18 protein-coding genes and 3 tRNA genes are annotated in these 23000 nt (G+C 57.0%); 8 read left to right on the plus strand and 13 right to left on the minus strand.

The annotated features are described in order from the left end of the window. Window positions 1-138 precede the first annotated feature (138 nt). The gene (locus GY33_RS0108075) at window positions 139-1389 is read right to left on the minus strand and encodes a NupC/NupG family nucleoside CNT transporter (protein WP_031386848.1); all 1251 of its coding nucleotides are present in this window, start codon (window positions 1387-1389) and stop codon (window positions 139-141) included. Between the two features lie 218 nt (window positions 1390-1607). Between GY33_RS0108075 and GY33_RS19075 the strand changes: the two genes are divergently transcribed. Together GY33_RS19075 and GY33_RS20995 are read left to right on the plus strand one after the other, a co-directional pair. Then, the gene (locus GY33_RS19075) at window positions 1608-1913 is read left to right on the plus strand and encodes a hypothetical protein (RefSeq protein ID WP_035271585.1); all 306 of its coding nucleotides are present in this window, start codon (window positions 1608-1610) and stop codon (window positions 1911-1913) included. Window positions 1914-2041: 128 nt separating this feature from the next. Next, window positions 2042-2347, plus strand: a complete 306-nt coding sequence (locus tag GY33_RS20995) for a hypothetical protein (RefSeq protein ID WP_152555139.1) — start codon at window positions 2042-2044, stop codon at window positions 2345-2347. Window positions 2348-2361: 14 nt separating this feature from the next. Here the strand turns inward: GY33_RS20995 and GY33_RS0108090 are convergent, their stop codons facing one another. Continuing rightward, on the minus strand, window positions 2362-3123 hold the full coding sequence (locus GY33_RS0108090; protein ID WP_051822421.1) for an HAD family hydrolase: 762 nt from the start codon (window positions 3121-3123) through the stop codon (window positions 2362-2364). A gap of 152 nt (window positions 3124-3275) precedes the next feature. Between GY33_RS0108090 and GY33_RS0108100 the strand changes: the two genes are divergently transcribed. Continuing rightward, entirely contained in the window at window positions 3276-4202 is a 927-nt protein-coding gene (locus tag GY33_RS0108100) for a DMT family transporter (RefSeq protein WP_035271587.1), read from the plus strand. Window positions 4203-4208: 6 nt separating this feature from the next. Here the strand turns inward: GY33_RS0108100 and GY33_RS0108105 are convergent, their stop codons facing one another. The 9 genes from GY33_RS0108105 to GY33_RS0108150 form a co-directional block, all read right to left on the minus strand. Beyond that, the gene (locus GY33_RS0108105; RefSeq protein WP_031386852.1) at window positions 4209-5759 is read right to left on the minus strand and encodes an ABC1 kinase family protein; all 1551 of its coding nucleotides are present in this window, start codon (window positions 5757-5759) and stop codon (window positions 4209-4211) included. After that, on the minus strand, window positions 5752-6030 hold the full coding sequence (locus tag GY33_RS0108110; RefSeq protein ID WP_031386853.1) for a hypothetical protein: 279 nt from the start codon (window positions 6028-6030) through the stop codon (window positions 5752-5754). The genes GY33_RS0108105 and GY33_RS0108110 overlap by 8 nt, the downstream gene beginning before the upstream one ends. A gap of 230 nt (window positions 6031-6260) precedes the next feature. Next, the gene (locus tag GY33_RS0108120) at window positions 6261-6578 is read right to left on the minus strand and encodes a TusE/DsrC/DsvC family sulfur relay protein (protein ID WP_031386854.1); all 318 of its coding nucleotides are present in this window, start codon (window positions 6576-6578) and stop codon (window positions 6261-6263) included. A gap of 284 nt (window positions 6579-6862) precedes the next feature. Then, a complete protein-coding gene (locus GY33_RS0108125; RefSeq protein WP_031386855.1) occupies window positions 6863-8608 on the minus strand; it encodes a YcaO-like family protein in 1746 nt (581 codons plus the stop codon). Beyond that, window positions 8605-9459, minus strand: a complete 855-nt coding sequence (locus GY33_RS20435) for a class I SAM-dependent methyltransferase (protein WP_084184961.1) — start codon at window positions 9457-9459, stop codon at window positions 8605-8607. The genes GY33_RS0108125 and GY33_RS20435 overlap by 4 nt, the downstream gene beginning before the upstream one ends. A 58-nt stretch (window positions 9460-9517) precedes the next feature. Next, window positions 9518-9592: transfer RNA gene (locus GY33_RS0108135), tRNA-Gly, on the minus strand. Between the two features lie 25 nt (window positions 9593-9617). Next, window positions 9618-9692 (minus strand) — tRNA-Cys (locus GY33_RS0108140). 11 nt (window positions 9693-9703) lie between these two features. Then, window positions 9704-9778: transfer RNA gene (locus GY33_RS0108145), tRNA-Gly, on the minus strand. Window positions 9779-9885: 107 nt separating this feature from the next. After that, window positions 9886-10713 (minus strand): CheR family methyltransferase, encoded by an 828-nt coding sequence (locus tag GY33_RS0108150; protein WP_031386857.1) that lies wholly within the window; start codon window positions 10711-10713, stop codon window positions 9886-9888. 239 nt (window positions 10714-10952) lie between these two features. Between GY33_RS0108150 and GY33_RS0108155 the strand changes: the two genes are divergently transcribed. Continuing rightward, window positions 10953-11447: a rubrerythrin family protein gene (locus GY33_RS0108155; RefSeq protein ID WP_031386858.1), complete on the plus strand. Its 495-nt coding sequence runs from the start codon at window positions 10953-10955 to the stop codon at window positions 11445-11447. A 148-nt stretch (window positions 11448-11595) separates the two neighbouring features. On the opposite strand, the gene GY33_RS0108160 is transcribed toward GY33_RS0108155, so the two are convergent. Then, window positions 11596-13371 carry an aldehyde ferredoxin oxidoreductase C-terminal domain-containing protein gene (locus tag GY33_RS0108160; RefSeq protein WP_031386859.1) on the minus strand — a complete coding sequence of 592 codons (1776 nt, stop codon included), beginning with the start codon at window positions 13369-13371 and terminating at the stop codon, window positions 11596-11598. Beyond that, the gene (locus GY33_RS20440; RefSeq protein ID WP_084184963.1) at window positions 13364-13798 is read right to left on the minus strand and encodes a 4Fe-4S dicluster domain-containing protein; all 435 of its coding nucleotides are present in this window, start codon (window positions 13796-13798) and stop codon (window positions 13364-13366) included. The genes GY33_RS0108160 and GY33_RS20440 overlap by 8 nt, the downstream gene beginning before the upstream one ends. Window positions 13799-14042: 244 nt before the next feature. Between GY33_RS20440 and GY33_RS21335 the strand changes: the two genes are divergently transcribed. The 4 genes from GY33_RS21335 to GY33_RS0108185 are packed head-to-tail and all read left to right on the plus strand — an operon-like array spanning window position 14043 to window position 22898. Then, window positions 14043-15689 (plus strand): response regulator transcription factor, encoded by a 1647-nt coding sequence (locus GY33_RS21335; RefSeq protein WP_031386861.1) that lies wholly within the window; start codon window positions 14043-14045, stop codon window positions 15687-15689. Next, complete coding sequence (locus GY33_RS0108175; RefSeq protein WP_031386862.1) at window positions 15686-17524, plus strand: efflux transporter outer membrane subunit; 1839 nt, start codon at window positions 15686-15688, stop codon at window positions 17522-17524. The genes GY33_RS21335 and GY33_RS0108175 overlap by 4 nt, the downstream gene beginning before the upstream one ends. Further along, entirely contained in the window at window positions 17521-21477 is a 3957-nt protein-coding gene (locus GY33_RS0108180) for a peptidase domain-containing ABC transporter (protein ID WP_084184965.1), read from the plus strand. Before GY33_RS0108175 ends, GY33_RS0108180 begins: the two co-directional genes overlap by 4 nt. Beyond that, window positions 21474-22898, plus strand: a complete 1425-nt coding sequence (locus GY33_RS0108185) for an HlyD family type I secretion periplasmic adaptor subunit (protein WP_031386864.1) — start codon at window positions 21474-21476, stop codon at window positions 22896-22898. Before GY33_RS0108180 ends, GY33_RS0108185 begins: the two co-directional genes overlap by 4 nt. The last annotated feature ends 102 nt before the right edge of the window (window positions 22899-23000 follow it).

Here is a 23000-nt window from a genome sequence, read left to right on the forward strand (position 1 = left end):
GCCCTGGGATATCAATGAGATATTTTATCCAGCCCCGAAGGGGCGGCCTAAAAGAGTGTGGCTCATCAAAAAATGCGTAATGCTCCCATCCCGATTTACAGAAACGCGTAATGCTCCCCACAAAAATCTGACCAAGGATCAACTCAGAATCCCGACTACGGCCCCGGTCATCAAGGTGGCCAGCACTCCGGTGAGGATCGAACGCGGGCCCAGAGCCGTGATTTCCCGGCTGCGTTCGGGAGCTATGCTGATCAGCCCGCCGATCAGGATGCCCAGGCTGCCGATGTTCGCGAATCCGCACATGGCGTAGGTCATGATCAGGGCGCTGCGCGAGGAGAGAGTTCCTTCAGGCAGCGCGGCCATATCCAGATAGGCCAGTAGTTCGTTCAGGATCACCTTCACGCCCATCAATCCGCCAGCGGCATGGGCCTCGCTCCAGGGGACTCCGGCCAGCCAGACCAGAGGCATCATCACGTATCCCAGAAGCCCTTGAAGGGTTATTGGCTCTCCGCCCAGATCGGGCAGCAGTCCCAACGCGGAGTTGACCATGCTGACCAGGGCCACCAAAACAATCAGCAAGGCCACGACGTGCAGGTAGATGTGCAGGCCGAACGCCGTGCCCTTGACCACGGCGTCCATGGAGGAAACAGTCTCCACCGGAGGAACGACTTCGCCCATGGTCGGCGATTCGGTTTCCGGAATCAGGATTCCGGAAACCAGGATCGCGGCCGGGGCGCTGACCAGGGACGCCGTCATGATGTGCCCCAAAGCGCCCGGCACCGCGCCTCCGATGATTCCGGCATAGAGCACCAGCACGGTCCCGGCGACGGTAGCCATGCCGCAGGTCATCAGGGCGAAGAGTTCGCTCCGCGTCAGGGAGGCGACATAGGGCCGGATGAACAACGGGGATTCCACCATGCCCGCGAAGACGTTGGCCCCTGCGCCAACACCCAGTGCCCCGCCGATGCCCAGGGTCCGCCGCAGTACGGCGGAAAAACCCTGGACCAGGACCGGGATGATCCTCCAGTGGTAGAAAAGGGTTGTCAGAGCCCCGGTGACGATGATCACCGGCAGGGCCCGGAAGGCGAAGATGTACGCCGCCCCGCTGTAAGGTTCCTCAAAAGGCAGAGTGCCGCCGCCGAGGTAGCCGAAGACAAAGGTGGTCCCGGCCCGGGTACCGCTTTCCAGGGCTTCGGCGGCCTTGTTCAGGAGCAGGAAGAAGTCAGTAAAAATGGGCAATTTGAGCAGAACCAGGGCCAGACCCAGTTGCAGGCCGATCCCGGCAAGGATCAAACGAGGCCGAACGGCTCTCCGGTTTTCCGACAAGGACCAGGCAATCAGGACGAAAGCCAAAAGGCCGAATGCGCTTTGCACGGAGAGCAGGGACATCGGAGGCTCCTGAATTTTCAAGGTGGAGAAAAGTTGCTCATCAGACTCCTATCACCAAAACGTGAATGGCTTCAATACGCGATTTTGGCGGTCTCAGACGGCCCACATCGTGGAGAAGTTTTATCGCGCCACTCGATTTTACGAAAAGCATTGCCATTTACTTCTCATCAGGTTATCTTGTCGGTACTATATTACAAAATAGGCAAGGAGGGACCGACATGAGCATCACTGGTATTGAAACGGCATGGCAATCTCCGGGCACGCAAAGCAGGTCGAATTTCGGCGCGGCGGTGGTGGAAAAGACCATGGACAACCTGAACAACGCCTCCGGCTCTTCTTTTGCTCCGGTGGACAAGCAGACCTTTGGAGCCGCCGTCGTAAACAAGACCTTTGAATACATGAACAACGGCCCTGGAGGCGCCAAGGGCGGCTTCGGCGACATGAGCCAAACCTATGACTTCGCCAAGAATGTCCTCGGCGCATATGCCACCGGCAAGGGCGCGATTGCCGACATTATCACCTAAATCGCCTCCCAATCCCCTCCTGATGCCATGCGGACGGCCCCTCCCGCACCATGCCGTCCGCATGGCTTCAAGTTTTCTCCAATCGGTACTTCCACTCTCTCGTTCCCTTCATTCCGCACCCGAGGCCCGTGTACGCAGTTCTTGAACCGACGTTAGCCCTTGTCGGACTCCTGGGCGTCACGATTTTCGTCGCTTGTCAGGTTGTTGCCCGACGTCGCCCCGATTTTCACCGCATCCCTTCACGATCAACGCAGGCCGCGTTGTTTCTCGGCTTGGCAATCTGGACGGCCCTGTTCCTGCTTCGGCACGACATGGTGACCGTGGTCGGCCTGTTACTGGCAATGGCCCTACTTCACCGCCGCAACCGCGCCCTTGCCGGTCGGGAGACGGACAAAGGCCGCGAACAGGGCTCTTCGTCCAGCCAAGAGAGCTGAACAAGCGAGACGGCTCACTCCACGGACACTTCGTCCAAATCCTCCACCACCACGTCCGCGCCATTGGCCATCAAGGCCTCCCGGTTGCCGCCCCGATCCACCCCGATCACCAGACCGAAGTTGCCGGCCCTTCCGGCCTGGACCCCGGAAACGGCGTCTTCCACCACCACGGCCCGGCTCGGTTCAACGCCCAGTTCCTGGGCCGCGCTGAGAAAAATGTCCGGTGCGGGCTTGCCGTCGATGCCCAATTCCAGGGAATCCACGCCGTCCACCTTGGCTTCGAACAGATCCAGGGCTTCCGCGGAACGCAGGATTGTTTCCGCGTTTTTGCTGGAGGAGATGATCGCGGTCTTGAATCCGCCGTCGTGCAGCTTGTGAATCAATTCCACCGTGCCGGGATAGGTCACGGCCCCCTCCTCTTCCAGCAGTTTGCCGAACAGCCTGTTTTTCCAGTTGCCCAGAGCGTAAACGCTTCCCGTGCCTGGTTCGTCGTCCAGAGAGCCTTCGGGCAGGGATATGTCTCTGGAAGCCAGAAAGCCGCGTACCCCGTCAAAACGGGGCTTGCCGTCCACGTAATCCAGGTAGTCCCGGCCAAGATCGAACGGTTCCTGGGGGATCCCGCTCTTGCGGGCGTGTTCTTCCAGAAACCGGTCGAACATCTCCTTCCAGGCCTTGCCGTGCAGGCCGGCGGTGTCGGTGACCACGCCGTCCATGTCAAAAATCACGGCGTCAAAACGGTCTTTGGTCAAAGTCGGGACATTCGTGGGATTGGTCATGGAAACCTCCTGGGGACAAAGGATCAAAGGATGCATCAGCGCCGGTTTGACACCCTATGACGGAACTGGCACAGGGCATCACGGCACTCTGCGGTCCATCAACATCATTGTTGAAGAGTTGGACATCATTTTTGAAAGTGTGAGGAAATAACATGTTGCGCAGCGTGGATCGGCTGGCCACCGGGGCGTTGTTCGCGGCCACGGTGCTTTGGGCCGGGTCGTTCATCGCCATGAAGCTGGCCATCGGGGTGTACGGGCCGATGTTCGTGGTTTTCGCCCGGATGGTTCTGGCCAGCGGCGGCCTGCTGCTTCTGGTGAGGCGCTTCAAGTCCGAGCGGTATCAGCGCGGGGACTGGAAACTCCTGCTGTTCATGGCCCTGTGCGAACCCTGCCTCTATTTTGTCTGCGAAGGCATGGCCCTGACCTACACCAGCGCCTCCCAGGCCGGGATGATCGTGGCCATGCTCCCGTTGATGGTGGCCATGGCGGCCTGGGTCGTGCTCAAGGAGCGACTGCGGCCTCGGACATGGTTCGGTTTTCTTCTGGCCATCCTGGGGGTGATCTGGCTGACCCTGCTCTCGGAAAGCACGGAGCACGCCCCCAATCCCTTGCTGGGCAACTTCCTGGAGTTTCTGGCCATGTGCTGCGCCACGGGAAGCATGATCGCCCTGAAAAAGCTCTGCGTCCGCTACAGTCCGCTGTTCCTGACCGCGGTCCAAGCCTTCGTGGGGTGCGTCTTTTTTCTGCCGATCATTTTTTTACCAGGCACTCCTCTGCCGGACACATTCCACCTGGGAGCCGTGCTCTCCATCCTGTACCTGGGCATCGGCGTGACCATCGTGGCCTACTGGTTCTACAACTTCGGCATCAGCCGCCTCCCGGCGGGCCAGGCCGCTATTTTCGTGAACCTGATCCCGGTGATCACCCTGTTTCTGGGCTGGCTGATCCTTGGTGAACGGCTCTTGCCCATGCAGTACGCGGCGGCAATACTGGTCCTGGCCGGGGTCTTTCTCAGCCAGGGCAACCAAGCCCCGAGCCGCCCCGCGGAGCTGACCGTACGGCATGCGCCGAAAAGCTGATCCTGCTCAGCGTACCCCGAGTAGCATCCGTAGCACGCCGAATCCGAACAGCGTTATCGCCACGACCCTTCCGTATTCCACGTCCAGCAACAACACAAAAAACGCTGTGATGATGCAAAGGAAACCGCCCACCAACGGACGCAAGAGTCCTCGCAACCGCTCGTTGATCTGGTCCACGGTATGCCGGGATATCTTCACTTGCAGCTTCTGTTCGCTGAGGTCCGTGATGATGGTTTTGATCCGCTTGAAGGTTATGGGCAGGGTGCTGATTTCCCGGCGGACCTGACTGACCAGCCCCTTGTCGAAGCCCAGGGCCTTGGGCAGCTTCTCCCGGAGCACCGGCAGAATGTCCTTCACTCCGTTGAAATTCTCCACGTAATTGGTGCCCAGCCCCTCGATCAGCGTACTGGCCCGAAGCACGTAGACCACCTCCTGGGGCATCTTGAAGGGCGTCTCCTTCATGGAAAAGAGCACGTCCAGAGCCAGGGTCTGCATGCTGGCCGCGTCCAGGTCGATGTTTCCGAAGATGTCGAACATCCGTTCCGCGAACTCCAGCATTTCCTCCGGCGGGGCCGAGGGCGTGATCACGCCCAGGCGCTCGCAGGCCGCGATGAACATCTCGAAATCCCGGGCCGAGGCCGCCTCCACCATTTCGATCATGGCCATCTTGGAGGAATTGGACAGGCGCTTGACCATCCCGAAGTCCAGCAAAACCAGGGTTCCATCCTCGCGCACGAACAGGTTGCCCGGATGCGGGTCCGCGTGGAACAGCCCCTTGACCAGCATCTGCTCGGTGTAAAAGTCCACCAGGGTGTCCATGATCCGGTCGAATGGGATGCGCAGCCGCTCCAGGGCCGCGGCGTCGTCCACCCGCACCCCGTGCTCGAAGCTCATCACCAGAACATCCTCATTGCTGTATTGGTTGTAATAACTGGGAAAATGGACGTCGTCGCGGGTGTACATCTCCCGGAACTTGCGCAGATTGTCCCGCTCGATGTTCATGTCCACTTCCTTGAGGATCATGGCCGAGAACTCGGTCAGGACGGCTTCCAGGGAATTGCGGGTGTAAACGCTGAAAAAGGGCCGGAACAGGCCCAGGAAGAATTCCAGTATCCGGATATCCACCCGGACCTTGCGCTCGATGTCCAGCCGCCGGATCTTCACCGCTACTTCGGTGCCGTCCGCCAACTGGGCCCAGTGGACCTGACCAATGGAGGCGCTGGCCATGGGCTCGGGCTCGAACCGGACAAAGGGCGGGGAGTCGCCGAAGGCCCGGCGGTACATCACGTCCAGGTCGGCCTGGCTCATGGGCGCGACCTCGTCGTGGATGGTGCGCAGTTCCACCAAATACTCTTCGGTAAAAAAATCCGCCCGCGTGGCCAGGACTTGGGCCAGCTTGATGAAGCTGACGCCCAGATCCAGGACGGTCTTTTTCAAGGCCGCCGGCCCCAGGGGCGGAATGAAGAGAATGTGGCGGCGCTTCAGGACCGTGGCGAAAATAGTCGCCAAAAATCGAAAAGCGCCCCAGATTCGTCGCGGCGCGTAATAGCTACGCATTCCGCTTCATCAACAAGGCCTTGATCTCCGCGATGTCCTCCTTGGTGGCCAACCCCAGTTCCCGGGCCGCCTCGGCGACCTTTTCCTTTATCCTGGCATCCAACTCCTCGGTTTCCTGCTTAGCCCGTTGTTGGGCTTCCTCCACAAAGCGATTCAGTTCTTCTTTGCTGATGGTCCCTAACTGTTCCAAGTCCTTGAGTTGGGCCTCGATCTTTTCCTTGGCCATGAAGGCCGCTCCCAATCCGATATGCAGCAAGTCCATGGGTTTCATGAGTTGGTCTCCTTAGAATTCATAGGTTCATGGGGCAGGATTCACGGGTAATAAAGGCCATTGGACAGGTCAAGTCGGAAGCCAGATCCCGGAAGCCCGCCCAGGCTCGTTTTCTGGATTTCGAGGTGTGAAAGAGTTTTATCCGCAAGATGAATGTATACTGTCGATCGCACAAAAAAAAGCGGAGCCCAAGGGGCTCCGCTTTTTTGTAAAACCGGTGAATTGCTGATTTATACGCAACCGGTGGGCTTGGGAAGACCGGCCATTTTACAGGCTCCCTTGCCGGGTCCGGAGGGGAACAGCTCGTAGATATGCTTCAGTTTGTAGCCGGTCACTTTGGACAGGATACGAACCATCGGAGCAATGCCGTTTTTCTTATAGTAGTCTTGCAGAAAATCGAGAACCTTCTGGTGCTCGTCGGTCAACTCTTTAATGCCTTCGCTTTCCTGAACGTATTCTACCCAATCCGGAGTCCAGTCTTCAAAGCGCTGCAAAAAACCATCTTCGTCAACTTCAAAGTTAGTACCCTTAAATTCTACAGTAGCCATTGTCCAAACCTCCTTAAGCGTTTGTTAAATCTCAAAATGAGTGTACATTTCGTACCTGACCGAGGCCCTTGTCAAAAACCACGAGACCCGAAACCGACGATTCTCGTGATGATCAGAAATGGCCCATTTCCGACTATGGGACATTCCGTGAGAACATAAACAGCGATCAATCCTGCAATCCATTCGTGATGTGCGCTGAATCCTTTTACCTTATAAAATGCAAGGACATTCGTTGTCAATGCTGGATGGCGAAAAAAGCGAGAAACCTTTTTCAATATCGGAGATCAGTCGTCGGCTTTCTCGGGGGATTGTAACTCCAGAAGGTGCTCACGCACGAAATCCAAGGTCGAGTCGAGTTCCAACGCGGAACGTAACAAGGCCTCCGCTTCTTCCAAACGCCCTTGAAACTTGACGCACAGCCCCATGTTCGCCAGATCCATGGCCGAGCCGCTGTCCAAATCCAACGCGCTTCGAAAATCCGCCTCGGCTCCGACGTACTCGCCCTGCTTGAATTTGGCTACTCCACGAAGGTTAAAGTACTCCTTTACCTCTGGGCAAAGATGGATTGCCCGGTCCAAATGCGGCAGACAGCTCGACCATTGCTCTTCCCGGCTCATGGCATATCCCTGATAAAACGCGGCCAGAGCTTGATCGTCACGCTGTTCCAGCCCTGATTCGCTTTTGGCCAGGGCTTCCAAGGCCTCGGAAAAGCGTCCTTGACGCACGGCCAGTAGCCCTTGGAAAAACATCGGAAAGGAGGCGTTGGGATACAACAGGGCCAAGTGCTCCAAGCCGGCCTTGGCCTGCTCCGGAAGGGCCTCCTCGGCCAACATGCGCCCGACGAACAAGCCCACGCAGGGATTCAAGGCCCGCTCTCGGAACTGAAAGCCCGGTACGAAGGAGTAATGAGCCGGAATTCCCAACTTCGGTTGCGTCGTCTCCACGCTGTACGCCCGAAAGTCCATTCGCTCCAGCCCGTCGCAAAGCTTCGTTAGTTCATCCAGAATATCCTCGCGTCCAATGTCCGGCAAGCTGGACAGGGGAACTACGTCTCCTTCCAATAACCAGGCAATCTGGGAAAGCTCAGTGAATTTAGGCAGCCCGGAGGCTTCGTAGTTGCTGCCGGTTTCAAAGTCTCCGGCCAGTTGCGCAACCTCTGTCAGGGCGCGAATGGCCGCCTTGGATGGCGTCGAGGCTGTTCCGGCGGTGAAGACGATTTCGCTGCGTTCCGGAAACGTTGCCGGATCATGGGCCACGGCAGCCACGGTGGGCACGGGAAGGCCCAGGGAGAAATCCTTCAATACGACGACGATGCCCTCGCGCTTGAAGGCGTCCATCAGTTCGTGAAGCACGGGGTCGGTAAAGCTGGCCGGATCAAGGGAAGGCGTCACTGGTCGGTCCCGGTCCACCACGGCGCAGACATGGCGTTCCACCAGCTCGCATACGCCTTGAAGGATCGACTCTTCAGGAGTGTTTCCAGCGGATGATCCGTTGAATTCATTGATCTTTCGAAACCATTCCAGCGGAACGAGAAACTCCCGGCCGGTATCCAGCCGGGTTGCCGGCACGAAGCGCCAGGCAACGAGATCCATCAGGCTTTCTATTTGTTCCTCAGGTAACGTATCGGAGACGGAGCAGGCGATCTCGGAAATCGGCAGAACTTGTCCCGGCCATTTTCGCTGTGCCTCACTCCAGGTGCAAGGCTCGGTATCCTGAATACCTTGCCAAAAACTGAAGAAACTAAATCGTTCAGCCAGTTCCACCAAGGCCGAGGCCTCGGCCTGGATGGCGGACGCTCCCTTACCCATTTGTTTACGTGTTGGCATGACCCTGCGGGCTGTTTTACCGCAGATGCTCAGATAGACCGGGATGCCCAGCCGTCCGGTATCGATGCGCCGGGTCTCGGCCAGCACGTCTTCCCCAAAAACCTCCAGAGAAGCACGAACCTTGGCTACCGTTTCCTGGGGAGGACAAACCTTGTCCAGTTCCAGGGTATGTCCCTTGGGACATGATTGCAGACGAATGCTCATCGCGGCCTCAATCGGTAAAGATACGTTTCCTGGTTGGCCTCGGTCCCGGAAAGTCCGTGAAAATTGACCGCGGGCACCGGTGAAGGAACACAGGAACGGGAGATTTGAAAGTAATCCTTCGCGGCGGCAAAAAATTTTATCGCACGCCGCCCGGAATTCGCGGAAAGCAGAATTTCCGCGGTGGCCATGGGTTCCAAATGAGTCCGTAAAAAAGAAAGCAATGGATCAAAAAATTGCTCACGGTAGAGAACTTCTGAAGCAATGATCCGGTGATAGCGCTCCGGATGGTCTTCCTTAATAAAGTTCACGGCCTGAACGACGACTGTGTCGCCGAGCCCATTGCGTAATGCATTGATACGCGCAAAAAGCAAAGCTTCGGGGACAATATCGCTGAGAACCACGAAAAACCCACGCTTGGCCGCGAATAACCCGGCCAAGCCCAGGCCTGCCCCGATCTCCAGAACCCGCTCCTCGGAACCAGGGGCAACCCCACGCATATACATGGCCAAGGGCAGGGAAGCCGGCCATATCTTGGCCCAAAGCGGTAAGGCGTCTATTCCCACTCCCGCTTCTGATCCCGATTCAGGGCCGACTGTGAACGAAGAAAGGTTCAGGCGTTGATCAATATAGGCTTCCATATCCGAAAGCTGGAGGCACTCCAGAACGTCCTCGCCGATGCGTACGGTTTCGAAATGGACCGCGTGCCTGGCGGAGACAAGCTCCAAAAGCTGATCAAGGGAGGCCTGTTCAAGAAGCCGCGATAGTTCCGCGCTGGACACTGACCGGCTAAGCAGTTGCAATCGGGAATTGCCGTTGGGCGTTCCAGCTTTACCGGTGTTGGGCTTGGCCATGTTGAGGTAAGGGCTGGAAAATACGTGGAAGTGAATCAGTCGGGGAAAGAAGGGAATGTGGAGCGGGAGACGGGATTTGAACCCGCGACTTCAACCTTGGCAAGGTTGCACTCTACCACTGAGTTACTCCCGCTCGATAAGAAACCGAGGATAAAGAATGGAGGCGGCATCCGGATTTGAACCGGAGAATGGCGGTTTTGCAGACCGCTGCCTTACCACTTGGCTATGCCGCCTCAAAAAAAAATGGAGCGGGAAACGGGATTTGAACCCGCGACTTCAACCTTGGCAAGGTTGCACTCTACCACTGAGTTATTCCCGCTCGAAGAGGTGAGTATCTAGCCAAGAGACAGTCGGCTGTCAAGGGAGCGCCGAACTCTTTTTCCAACCCAGGAAATCGCCAAGGTTTTTCAAATCAAGGAGAAGAAACTACGCCTTGCGATACACCGTCGGCGCCACCTGAATCAGACCGAGATCCATCCCGGCGAGGCTTTCCGAGTGGCCGATGATCAAGTGCCCCCAGGGGTGCAAATGTTCCAGAAAGTTGCGGATCAGACGCTCCTGGACGTCCCGCTCGAAATAGATCATCACGTTGCGACAAAAAATGATGTCCATGGGTTCGCGAAAACTGAACCGCTCCATGAAGTTCAGGCGACGAAATCGAATCTTTTCACGTAATCCGGGGATGATCCGGATCAGTTTCTTGGTTCGGTCCTTGCTTCGCAACAGATACTTTTGATGTAAAGCCCTGGGGATGGAATGGAGCTTGTCGTCCGGATAAATGCCTTTGGCCGCTCGTTCCAGCACCTGGGTATTGATGTCCGTGGCCAGGATAAACCAGCGAAAAAGCGGATTCTGTTCCTGGAACTCGGCCAGGACCATGGTCAATGTGTACGGCTCCTCCCCAGAGGAACATCCCGCGCTCCAGACCGCCAACTCCCGGGCATGACTGAAGCGTTGCCACCAAGTCGGCAAAATCGTGGAGGTCAGGTATTGGAAGTGGTGCGGTTCACGAAAAAAACTGGTGGTGTTGGTGCTTAAGGCGTCGATCAGGTGAGGGATCTCGCTCTCCGTCCCTTGAGGGCTGAAGACGTATTCGCAGTAGTCATGGTACTCGGTTAAATTCAACGCCCGAAGGCGCCGCTGCAACCGGGCTTCCATCATCGTCTTTTTGCTCGGCGGCATCTTGATGCCACACTTTTTTTGCACGAATTCACTGAGCCGTCGGAAATCGCGTTCCTTCATGGTTCCCAGCATACGCCCCACCTTGTCCCAGGTTCGAACGGCCCATTCAGCTTAAATCCGACCGCAATCCGAAGGGACGTCCCCTCGTCCGAAGAGTCTTAGTCTTTTTTCAAGGACGATTCAACGGGTTCCCTTGCGGCTGGTCTTGAACTATAGGAAAAGTATCCCATTGACGACAAACCTTGGCTCACTTTCGAGTCCTTGCCGTCGTCCACCACAGCACACTTAACCCTTCTCAAGGAGGAAACGTCATGTCCAAGACCATGAACAATCTCAAGGAAGCCTTTGCCGGTGAATCCCAGGCCAACCGGAAATACCTGGCTTTTGCCAAGCAAGCCGACAAGGAAGGTCATCCCCAGGTAGCCCGTTTATTTCGAGCCGTGGCTGAGGCGGAAACCGTTCACGCACACGCCCACTTCAAGCTGATGGGCGGCATCGGCACCACTGAGGAAAATCTAAAGGAGGCACTCAGCGGAGAAACTCACGAGTTCACGAAAATGTACCCGGAAATGATCGCCGATGCCCAGGAGGAAGGTCAGAAGGCCGTGGAACGCGGCTTTCATTTCGCCAATGAAGTGGAGAAAATTCACGCCGGCCTCTACGAAAAAGCCCTTCAGAATCTGGGCAAACAGGCCGAGACCGACGTCCATGTCTGTAGCGTCTGCGGCTATACGATTGAAGGTGATGCTCCGGAAAAATGTCCGGTCTGCAACGCCGCGAAAAAGGCGTTTTTCAAGGTCGACTAGCAGTCGAGTTCCATTCATCCGCGTGGCACACGCCACGCGACACGACTCGCAATAAAAATCCCGGCTCCAAGGGGAGCCGGGATTTTTATTGCCTTCGAACGTCGGTTTTGCCGACAGACTGAATCATGCAACTCCAAGCGCTGAAAGCTTACGCCTCCTCCTCTTCCTTGGGCGGAAGCGGCGCTCCCAGTTCCCGGATAGCCTTGGTGTAGGATTGGCGCAGGTTTTCCAGGTACTTGGGGTCCATCTTGCCGGCCCAGGTTTCCACCTCTAGAAATCGCTTCGGAATAGTAGTCTTTTCCGGTTCATATCCCGTGGCCAGGCGCATCCGCCAGCGCAGGCGCTGCATTTCCTCGGCGGCCTTGTCCATATTCTCGGCCAGTTCGGGCAGGCCGACGACCTTCAGGCATTCGGCCAGAAGCGACTTTTTGTAGACCCCCCGGGCAAAGAGGCAGGAGACCAGGGAGGTCAACAAGACACGTTCCCGTTCATCCTCCACGAAATAGCGGGTGGCCTTTTCCGGGTCCTTGTCGTGTTTTTTCTGGTCGTATCCATAGGCTCCGGTATCCAGGTGGGAATGGCGGAAGGATAGGGCCTGGGAGGCAAAGAAGGTCTCTCCGGTGGCGTATCCGGCCATTTCCTGACCCAGAACGCAGGCAAAATCCTCGCCGCCGTATTTTGATGCGGCGTGAGCCACGCCTTTGGCCAAGTCCGCGTAGAATTCGTTCTTGGCGTGGCCCAGGCACCAGATGGCTTCCCTGTAGGCCGCGGTATCGCCGAAAACCAGCTCCTCCTCTACCTGTTCCCTGGTCAAAAGGCCTTTCTGATACGCCTCCGTGGCCCAGGCCAAGGCCACGCCGGTGCTCATGGCGTCCAGTCCCTCCTTTTCCACTTCGTCCATCAGAGCCAGGCAGTCGGACGCATTCATCACGCCGAGCATCGACCCCAGAGCGAAGATCAGTTCATAGTCGTAGGCCACTTGGCGAATCTGGAACCGGTGTTCGTCCTGGAACTGCTCCCGGAGCATGCCCACGTGGATGCAGCCCACCGGGCAACCGGCGCAGGCGGTGTTGCGGACCAGCAGGTCCTTGGCAAAGGTTTCGCCGGAAATACCGTCCACTTCGGGATCCGTGGTTTGGGTCAGGTTGCGGATGGGCAGGGACTTGAGCGCGTTGAGCGGGGCCACGTTTCCAGGGGTGCCCAGGTTGTGGTACTTGCTCATCATTTCCGTGGCGGTCATGTCGTCATGGACTTTCTTGAACAGCTTGGCATAGGCCTTGGTATCCGCGCCAGGCAATTCCAGGTCCCCGTCCCCGGAGATCACCAGGGCCTTGACGTGCTTTGCGCCCATGACCGATCCCGCGCCCAGTCGCCCGAAGTGACGGAAGGTGTCCACGTTGATGCAGGCATAGGCGGACAATGTTTCTCCGGCCGGGCCGATGCGCAGGATGCTGCGGTGGCCGGAAGCGCCGGGAAAGGCCCTGCGGATCACACGGCCCGTGGTCAGGGCGTTGGCGCCCCAGAGATAATTGGCATCCTTGGTTTCGATGATTTTGGAGCCCACATGCACGGCCACGGGCAATTCGGCCCGGCCGCGCAGCACCACGGCGTCGTATCCGGCAAAGCGTATGGCCAGGGCCAGCCGACCGCCGGCGTGGGATTCGGCGTACTGGTCGTGATGGGGCGATTTGAATCCGCAGACGACCTTGGACATCAGCGGAAAATAGCCGGTCAGGCAACCGATGGCGAAGATCAGGGGCTGGTCCGGGTGAGACCAAGGTTCCTCCGGCAGGCCGTACGTTTCAAACAAGGCCGCGGCCAAACCACTGCCGCCGATATGGACGTTCTTGTCGCCAAAGGAGATGATTTCGCCTTTGTCTCGGTCCAGGTGAACGATGCAGACACGAAACGCGGTATCAGTCATTAGCGCCACCTCCCCGACGGACATGTTCTTGTTTTTGACGCATTTCCAGACAGTCGTGGGGGCAGAACTCCACGCACCGGCCGCAATGAATGCATACGTACGGCTGTGCCTTCTCATCCAGATAGACGGCGTCCACCGGACAGGCTGGAGCACATTTGCCACACTGAATGCACAGCTTCATTTTTACGATTACACCGCCGCCTTTACGCTGGGAAAAAGCGCCGGTTGGACAAGCCTTGACGCAGGGAGCCGGGTCGCAAGCCAGACAGAGCCTGGCTTCGAAGCCGGTGGTAATGCCGCCGCTGGATTTGATACGGATGCCGGCCATGCTCCAGGAGAGCTTCTTATGCACCTGCCTCGCGCAGGCCAAAGAGCAGGAGTGACAACCGATGCATCGGTCCATGCGTGATGCACGCAGAATCTTCATTGCATTCCTCGTGGTTGAAAGGTTGAAAAAATGACAGGATCGTTCACAAAAAAAGTCAGATTAGCCTTTTTCCTCCCAGGGCGCAAAAAAACACTTTTGACCTCATTAGGGCGTCTGATGCGCGATTTGGGCCAAGAGGAGCTTGCCGGCTGGTTGCAAAGACAATTGATAATAGTTACATCTTTCATTAACTCGACAAAAACGCTCGACTTTTCATTTATTTGATCCAGCTCCGGAGCTTTCCTTGCCACAAAGCAGCCCCCCCATATCCAACCTTTCCCAACGCCAACGTGAAATTTTAGAGCTTATCCGTCTAGGCAAATCCAACAATGAAATTGCCTTTGAACTTGGCATAGGCCTCGGCACCGTGAAACAGCATGTGGTCGCTCTTTTTCGAAAGCTCAAGGTGTCCCGGCGCACCATGGCTCTGTCCCGGGGGCACGAACAGGCTTCATTGCTTTCCCAGGCAATGTCCTTCAGTCCGTCAGAAATCATCCTGCAGCGGAGGCCATGCATTGTGTTGAGCTTAACCATGCAGACCGGATCTCCCGAGTCATTGCGCACGATGAAAACAGCCATGGCGGTCGAGGCTCAGGAAACCAGTGACGTTTTTCTGCCATGGCGCGAGTCCGGATGCGATATAATCCTTGGCATCGAACAGGCCAGCGAGTCCGCGCCTCTGCGTGCATTGCAGATAGCCTGGAAAACAGCTGCAAAGCTAGCCGGTACATCCGCGGGGAGCACTTTGAAAGGCGGGGTCGCCGCAGGTTTGGCCGTGGCAAGCATGCATAGGCGCGGCGGCTGGTCCGGGGAGGCCATTGCCAGCAGCGCCATTGTCCTTGCCCGTCAGCATGCCCAAACTGCTGAACCGGGAACGCTTCATCTCGATGCCGCGGTCATGGACCTGCTCCGCCTCTGCGGAGCATACCTCAAGAACTGCGCTCCTCTGCTACTGCCTTTAGATGCCCCGCAAGACCTGCTATGGCATGAATCCAATGAAGCGTTTCGTTTTTATGGGCGAAAACCTGAACTCGAAAACCTGCGGGACATTTTGACCGCAAGCCCTCAGTCGCCAAGTCCCAAAATACACGCTGTTGGCGGTGAAGCGGGAATCGGCAAATCCCGTCTCTGCGCGGAATTCACGCACATCTGCCGTGAAGCGGGCCACGCTGTCCGCCATTTGCGATGTCTGCCGTCGATGGCTCCCAAGCCGTTCTGGGACGCTTATTCCAGACATGCCTGCACATGGAAGGAGCTTCACAAGACCCTTGCAAACGATGACCATGATATTCTCGTTGTTGATGATGCCCACTGGTTGGCCGAGGAGCAAAAACAGGTGCTCATGGTTCCGCCTGCTGACAGCCGGGGAGTGATGTATCTTGCTCAGAGAAAGCAGACGAATAAGGAAACACTTCTTGTGCCCTCCCTGGACATAGGTGAAATTGAGGAGTTGGCCTTAAACGTGGTTTCTGAAGATGCTGTACGAGATGATGACCGTTTGCCCAAGATTTCTCGAAGCATTGCCGCACTGGCCGGGGGCAATCCCCGTTATGCCCTGGAAATGGCTCGCAACCACCTGACTGTGGCCTCATTGGCTTCAAAGAACAATCAATCAAGAAAATATTTGCCGCTGAACCTGCTTTTGCTTGTTACCGCCAACCTGGACCAGGCTGCCCTTGATCGCCGCATGTTGGGCGTTGTCGCATCAAAACCGAAGGGCCTCATCCTGCAAGATTTGGTTCACTCCTTGAACGAGGAAGAGCACTTTGTTAAGGCCAGCGTGGATGAGGCTATCAAGAAAGGCGTCCTTTTTATCTCTGAAAAGCATCGCATCGGTTTTGTTCATCCGATGTTCCACAGTGTAATCCAGTACCTTGGAATGGAACCATGACCAGTACGCATTTCCTGTCCCGTTCTTTTCTTCTGGCCCTTGTCCTGTTCCTTGTCACAGCATGTGCAGCCAAGCGAGATGTCTACGACGTTCCCGAAGTCCCCATGCCGACGACGTTTCTTCAAATGCCGTCCGTGGACGAGAAACTCTCCGCCCCGCTCTCCGAAACTCCCCTGGAAGGCATCCTGCCCACATGGTGGAGGGCTTTGGGCAACGAGGAACTGGACCGGTTAGTGGACATTGCTCTGGCTCGCAACCAGGACCTGCGGATTGCCTCGGCCCGCGTGGCCCATACCCAGGCCCGGTTTGGGCAGGCTGTTGGCGGACAATGGCCAACGGTGAGCATACCTGCCCGGGTCGGCGTGGAAGCTCCGAAGCAAGGTATGGGCGACAACCCTCGTGGGACAGCTGTGGAAAGCCATAATATTTTCGAAGCCAGCATTCGCGGCGACTGGCGCTTTGATCTTTGGGGCGAGAGACGGGCCTTGGCCGAAGCCGCGGAATATCGAATGTGGAAAGCCACTTTTGACCATGACATCATTCAGATGAATCTGGTTGCCGATGTCGCTACGGCCTACGCCGAATATCTTTCCCTGACGGACAGGTTGCGCATCGCCCGAGAAACGGAGCGGGTCGTGGAGGAAATGCTGGAGTCGGTTGAGCGACGCCTGAATCAGGGCGACGCCACCCGGCTGGACTATGAACAACAGCGCTCCGCCGTCTACAGCGTAAAGGCCGTCATTCCGGAACTGGAACTCCAGCGTGAAGAAATCCAGCACAGGTTATCCAGGATTGTCGGACTCATACCGGCGGATTTCGAAACTACCGGCGAAACCCTGGACAGCCTTGCCCTGCCTGCCGTGATTCCCGGAGTTCCTTCCAGCCTTTTGCTCAGGCGTCCTGATATCCGTTCCGTCGAAGCCGACCTCCTGGCTGCGGATGCAGATATTGACGTGGCTCGGGCCAGGATTCTCCCTCCCCTGGATCTCACGGCGCAAATCGGTTACGGGAGCCGCCACTTCTCCGAGTGGTTCATGCCCCACAGCCTGGCTTACAATGCCATAGCAAGCCTCACCGCGACTATTTTCGACGGCGGTGTGCGCAAGGGGGAAGAAAAATACGCCAAAGCCCGCTTCGAGGAGCTGGTCGAGCTCTACGTTCGGACCCTTTATGATGCAACCCGCGAGGTGGAGGACGCCCTGGTCACCCTGCGTCGAACTCAACAGCGTCTGGATGCCCTGGATGTTGCCTGCGAAGCTTCCGCCTTGGCCCTGGAGTACAGCCAAACCATGTATGGATTGCAGGCCGCCGATTACCTGACCTTGTTGATCACGGAACGAACCCACCATCGCAACCTTGACGAGCGCCTCCAGGTTCGCCTGGAGCGGCACAAGGGGTTGATTCGTCTCTTTCGAGCGCTTGGTGGTGGAGTGGAGGTCAGCGGCCCCTTGCCCGGCAAAGGTCAACGTCCGGAGGTCGACTTGCTGGTCGCGGGGGGAACGATTTTGGCTGAACAGCCATCAATGCTTGATGAGTCAAATGTTGCCTGGGATGAGGAGGACGCCCTGGAAAGTGTTTGGGCCGTCGAACTCAGCGGACTTTACGACCGGGCAGCAGCAGCAGCGGCGGCACGCGACCTGGGGCTCCATCAACCGGAGATCATGGCCGGACGCTTGCTCTATCCCGTGGAAAGCGGTGTTGAGCGGACCGGTGAGGAAAAACCCGTCATCTGGTATCGCTTGCGGCTGGCTCCCATGGAAAGCGAGGCAGAGGCCGAAGCCGTGTGTGAAGAACTGCAACGAGCAAAACGACGCTGTGAGGTGGTGAAGCCATGAACCCAATTGACACTCCGTCTCTCTCGGCTCCCTCCTCCCCTGCCCATGCTCCAGAAACACGAAAAGCTGGGACCAAGCAGGACATGACGGCCCGAGAGCCTCGACTTGTCCGGATCTTCCGGCACATCTTCGAATCTCCGGATCTGCGTCGCGCGCTCCCCGGCCTGGCCATCTCCAGCTTCCTTGCCAACCTCCTGGCCTTGGCTCTTCCCCTGACCATCCTGCAGTTGTTTGACCGGGTGATCGTGAACCGCTCTATTGAAACATTGATTCTCCTCCTTGCCGGGGTCTTTGTCGCGCTCACCCTTGAAGAAATTCTTCGTTTGCTGAATGCCCGTGTAACAGGGTGGATCGGTGCAAGATTCGAGCATACCGAGACCTCCAGAGCTCTTGAAAGGTTGCTGCGCGCCCCGCTTGGCCTGCTGCGCCGGGAAGAACCAGGTGTGCATGTGGACCGGCTGCTCTCCACCACCAAGGTCTCCGCGTTCTACTCGGGCCAAGCGTTGCTCGTCCTCTTTGATCTGCCCTTTATCATCCTTTTCCTCGGCCTGATCTGGTTCATAGGAGGGGAATTGATTCTCGTGCCGATGATTTTTCTGCTCCTCTTTGGCCTGATAGCCCTGGGAACCGGTCGCTGGCTGCGTGAGCAGCATCAGCAGCGCACTGTCCAGGACGATCGCCGTCACAATTTTCTCAATGAAACATTGCGGGGTATTTTTTCCGTCAAGATGCTCGGCATGGAGAGGCTGATGCAACGCCGCTATGAACGACTCCAGGAAGGCAATGTCGTTCACGGCGCCGAGGTGGCTTACGGCAGTGCCCTGGCCTCAAACCAGGGGCTGTTCTTTACCCAGATCATGATCGTGGCCATCATTTCCTTTGGCGGGTTTGCTGTTTTTGCCGGGAATATGACTCCTGGCGGTCTTGCCGCCTGCATGATGCTCTCTGTTCGCGCCTTGCAGCCGCTCAGGCGCAGTCTTTCCGTCTGGTTGCGCTACCAGTCCTTTATCGACGCCCAACAGCGTCTAGACAAGGTGATGGAACTGCCCTTTGAAGCCGGAGACGAAAAACCCGAGCTTCAACCGGTACGCGATTCCATCACCCTGCAAAACGTCGCCTTGACTCGCTCTCCAGACAGCGAAGACGTTCTTTTTAAAGACCTCAACATGCATGTCCCCGCCGGTAAGTGCGTTGCCATCCGGGGAGAAAGCGGTAGCGGCAAATCCTGCCTTCTGTCATTGATCAACGGCATCACCAGGCCTGATTCCGGCAAGGTTCTTGTGGATGGACGCCCTCTCACTGAGTTCGACCCGGAAAGCGTGGCCCGGGAAATCTCCCTCCTGCCCCAGCAAGGCACTTTGGTTTCCGGCACCCTCATGGAAAACATGACTTTTTTCGACCCCTCTCTGGAGCATGCCGCGCTGGCCCTTTCGCAGCGTCTGGGGCTCGATCGCGTTGTGTCCGGCATGAAGCTGGGCTACGACACCCCTGTAACTGACAGCAATGCTCCGTCGCTCCCTGTCGGTGTGAGCCAACGTGTTGCGATCATTCGCGCCCTGATCAAGGATCCCAGCGTCATCCTGTTTGATGAATCGAATATCAGCTTGGACCTGGAGGGCGATCGCCTCATTCGAGCCTTTCTGGCCGAGGATAAAGGTCGACGGACCATAATATTGGTAACCCACCGTCCATCCCTGCTTACTCTGGCGGACCACGTTTACACTCTCGAAAACGGCCTGCTCGTTGATGGTTCCGTGAACCAAAATCACAACGCCGGAACACTTGAAGAAGCGACGCGATGTCTGGCTTCATCCCCCGAATACACCTCACCTCAAGGGGAAAACCAATTCGTTGATTTAAATGCATTCTTCAGCGAAGAATCTGATTTATCCCGTTGTCTGCAGCCTCTCCTTGAGTCGCTGGACTGGCATGGCAGTCCAAAAGAACTGACAGAGGCTCTTCCACACATGTCGCCCAGCCTGGATATCACCGGGCTCCGCTCTATCATGGCCAACCTGGGATTCGATGTCGTCAGATTCCGACAAAAACTCACCCACGTTGACGAACGCTTTTTCCCTTGCCTCTTTGCCCCTGCCGCTCATCCGGCCCAGGTCGTCCTGAAACGCCAAAGCGACGGCCGTCTGCAGATTTTCGACAGTCAACACAACGCGAAAGCCCTGCTCACTCCGTCTGAAATGCAGGGGGACATCTTCGTATTTCGTCCGCAAGAAAAAGATGATCAAGCTGATGCCCAGGGCAGAGGCTGGCTCAGAACCCTGGCTGGACGCTTCAAGCGGCACATCGCCCTGACTTTCCTGATCACCGTGCTCGGGACGTTGATGACCCTGGCTCCGCCCCTTTTCGTGATGGCCATGTATAATCGCGTGCTGCCGACAGGTGATGTAAGAATGGGACTGTATTTGCTCGCGGGAGTGGTCATTGCCATGACCCTCGGCTGGTTTCTCCAACGCCTGAAGCTCCGGATGATCTCTTTCATGGCCGGCAGGGCCGAATACCTTATCGGCAATGCCACATTCCAGAGGATCATGGAATTACCGGTCAGCGCCACCCAGAGTCCCTCCCCTGCCCGCCAGGCAATGCGGCTGCGTAGTTTTGAAAATCTGCGGGAGTTTTTTCTCGGCCCCCTGGCCAACCTGGTCTTTGAGCTGCCTTCAACATTGATTCTGGTCATAGCCATCGCCTTTCTGAATCCCTGGGCCCTGCCGGTAATCGGGGTTTCCGCCCTTCTCTTTTTCATCCTGGGCATGATCTCTCAGGGTCCACAGAAGCTCCAAATCCAGAACTCCGCAAAATGGGCTGGAAAGCGCTGGGAATTCCTGATGGAGGCTGTTTCCAGCCTGCATGCCCTGCGTGCCGCGGGTGCGGTCTCCCTCTGGCTGAAGCGATTCCGGGACGTAAGCGGACACAGCGCCTTGGACTCGTTCCGGACATCCTGGTTGAACAGTAAAATCTCGAGTATTGCCAGATTGATCGGAATGGCCACTGGAGTCATTGTGCTTGGCGTCTCCATTGTCGGCGCCATGAACGGCTGGATGTCCACGGGTGCGGTTATTGCCACGATGATTATTGTCTGGCGTCTTACCGGCCCCATGCAAAACACCTTGATGGCCGCGACAACCCTGATCAGGGTTTCCTCCACAACCCGCCAGCTGGACTCCCTGATGCGACTGCCCACGGAAGACAGCGGCATTGCTCATCGAACCCGCAGACCTCCGGCCAAGGGAGCCGTAAGTTTCACCAGAGTTTCCTTCCGATATTCCAATGATGCGGAACCTGCCCTTTTGGGGGTTACGTTTTCCGTAAGTCCGGGGCGCATGGTCACCATTACAGGGGCCAATGGCGCGGGCAAAAGCACATTGCTGAAATTGATCGCCAGAGCCTACACTCCCCAAGCCGGAGCGGTTCGCCTGGACAATGTGGATTTACGGCAGATACCCGTAGTGGATTTACGGTCCCAGATCAGTTACATGCCCCAGAATTGCGAGATCTTCTACGGAACCATTGAACAGAACCTGCGCCTCGCAAACCCCACCGCTTCATCTGAGGATCTCTGCTGGGCCCTGCATATGGCCGGGCTGTTCAACGATGCCGAGTCCATGCCTGAAGGCCTGCGGACAAGAATTTCCAACAATCAGGTCGATCAACTGCCCAACGGATTTCGACAACGTCTTTCTTTGGCCAGGACCATGCTCAAGCCGGCCCCAGTGGTGCTCTTGGATGAGCCTGGGAACGGCATGGATGAACAAGGAGACCAGGCAGTGACTCGATGTATTGAGTATCTCAAGGGGCGTTCCACCCTGGTTCTTGTGTCGCAGCGGCCCAGTCACATGCGTTTGGCCGATGCGGTCATCTACCTGGAAAACGGCGTGGTTAAAAAAATTGGACCATTTGACCAAATCAACGAGATCGTTATGGCGGAGCTGAACAAATGAAGACGAATCAAAAAGCCGATCCTGGCAAGGCGACACAGTCAAGTCCGAAGTTGGGCGTTCGAGAAAGCCGCCTCTTATCCGAGGCCGAGCAGATCGAGGAAAGGCTCATTCCAGGATATGTCAAACCCTTGCTGACCCTCATTTTCCTCATGGTCTTGCTGTTTCTGGCCTGGGCCTCAACGGCCAAGCTTACGGAAGTGGCCCGGGCGCCCGGAGAAATCATCCCCATAGGGCAAACCAAGATTGTCCAGCATCTTGACGGCGGGGAGATTGCAGAGATTCATGTCGACGAGGGCGATTTGGTGGAACGCGGACAGACCCTTCTGCTCATGGACGGTTCACAGGCCTCGGCCGACCTTCAGCAGATGGAAGCCCGCTGGATGGCCTTGTCCTTGCGCGCTGAACGGCTGCTGGCCTTTGCGGAGAACCGGGTTCCGGAATTCGTCCCCTCCCGCCTCCCTGCGGCCTTTCGACTTGAAGGAGATGAGCAGACCACGGAATACACCATCCTCACCACGCCCCACATGCATTTAATTCACGACCAGCTTGAGATCTACCACAAGCAGGTCGCTGTGCGCGAATCATCCTTGGCAGTCATCACCAGCCAGGTCGAACAAGCGCGCCAGAGGTTGATCCAGTTGGAGAAAGCCCTGGCCTCGGCACGCGATCACCAGAAGCACGTCGCTGAATTACTGGACATGCGCGAGGAACTGGGCAGGCAGCAACTCATCACTCGCACCGAACTTGTGGAAACGAGGCGGGCCAAGGTTACTGCTGATGGCGAAGTGGAACGGATCGAAGAGGAGATTATCTTCATCGACGAGACGTTGACCGAGGCCAGCATAAGGCTGGAGGACGCCGCCAACCAGTTCCGCCGCGACGCCCTGAGCGAGCGAGGCGTAGTCAGGGCTGAACTGGCCGAGGTGGAGGAGACCCTGCAGCGCCTACGGGCCAGGGTCTCCCGCCTCGAAGTCCGCTCGCCGGAACGCGGTCTTATCCAGGACCTGCAGGTATTGACCACCGGTCAAGTGGTGCAGCCTGGGGCCGTGCTTATGCGGATCGTACCCACGGATGTGCCTTTGGAAGCCGAAGTCCGGATTGCACCGCGGGACATCGGTCACATCAAGATCGGCCAGAACGTCAGGATACGGGTCACCAGCTATGACTATCGCCGATTCGGCAACACCGAGGGGGTGCTGCGCCGCATCTCAGCGACCAATGTCGTGACTCCGGGCGGCGATCCTTTCTTTCGAGGATGGATCGAACTGACCCGGCCCTATGTGGGCACGGATCCCACACGTTTTCAAATCCTGCCAGGCATGAGCGTTGAGGCCGAAATCATCACCGGCGAGAAGACCTTTCTCGGCTATTTGTTCACCCCGGTGACGGACATTATCGACCGCTCTTTCGGAGAAAGGTAATGCAGCTATCAACAATACGGTCAAACAACCAACCTATAACTTATGGACGGATTGACGACTCTGCTTCCGATCCCTAAATACTGACAGCAAACATCAATAATT

It is taken from the genome of Desulfonatronum thiodismutans, assembly GCF_000717475.1.
Classification (GTDB): domain Bacteria; phylum Desulfobacterota; class Desulfovibrionia; order Desulfovibrionales; family Desulfonatronaceae; genus Desulfonatronum; species Desulfonatronum thiodismutans.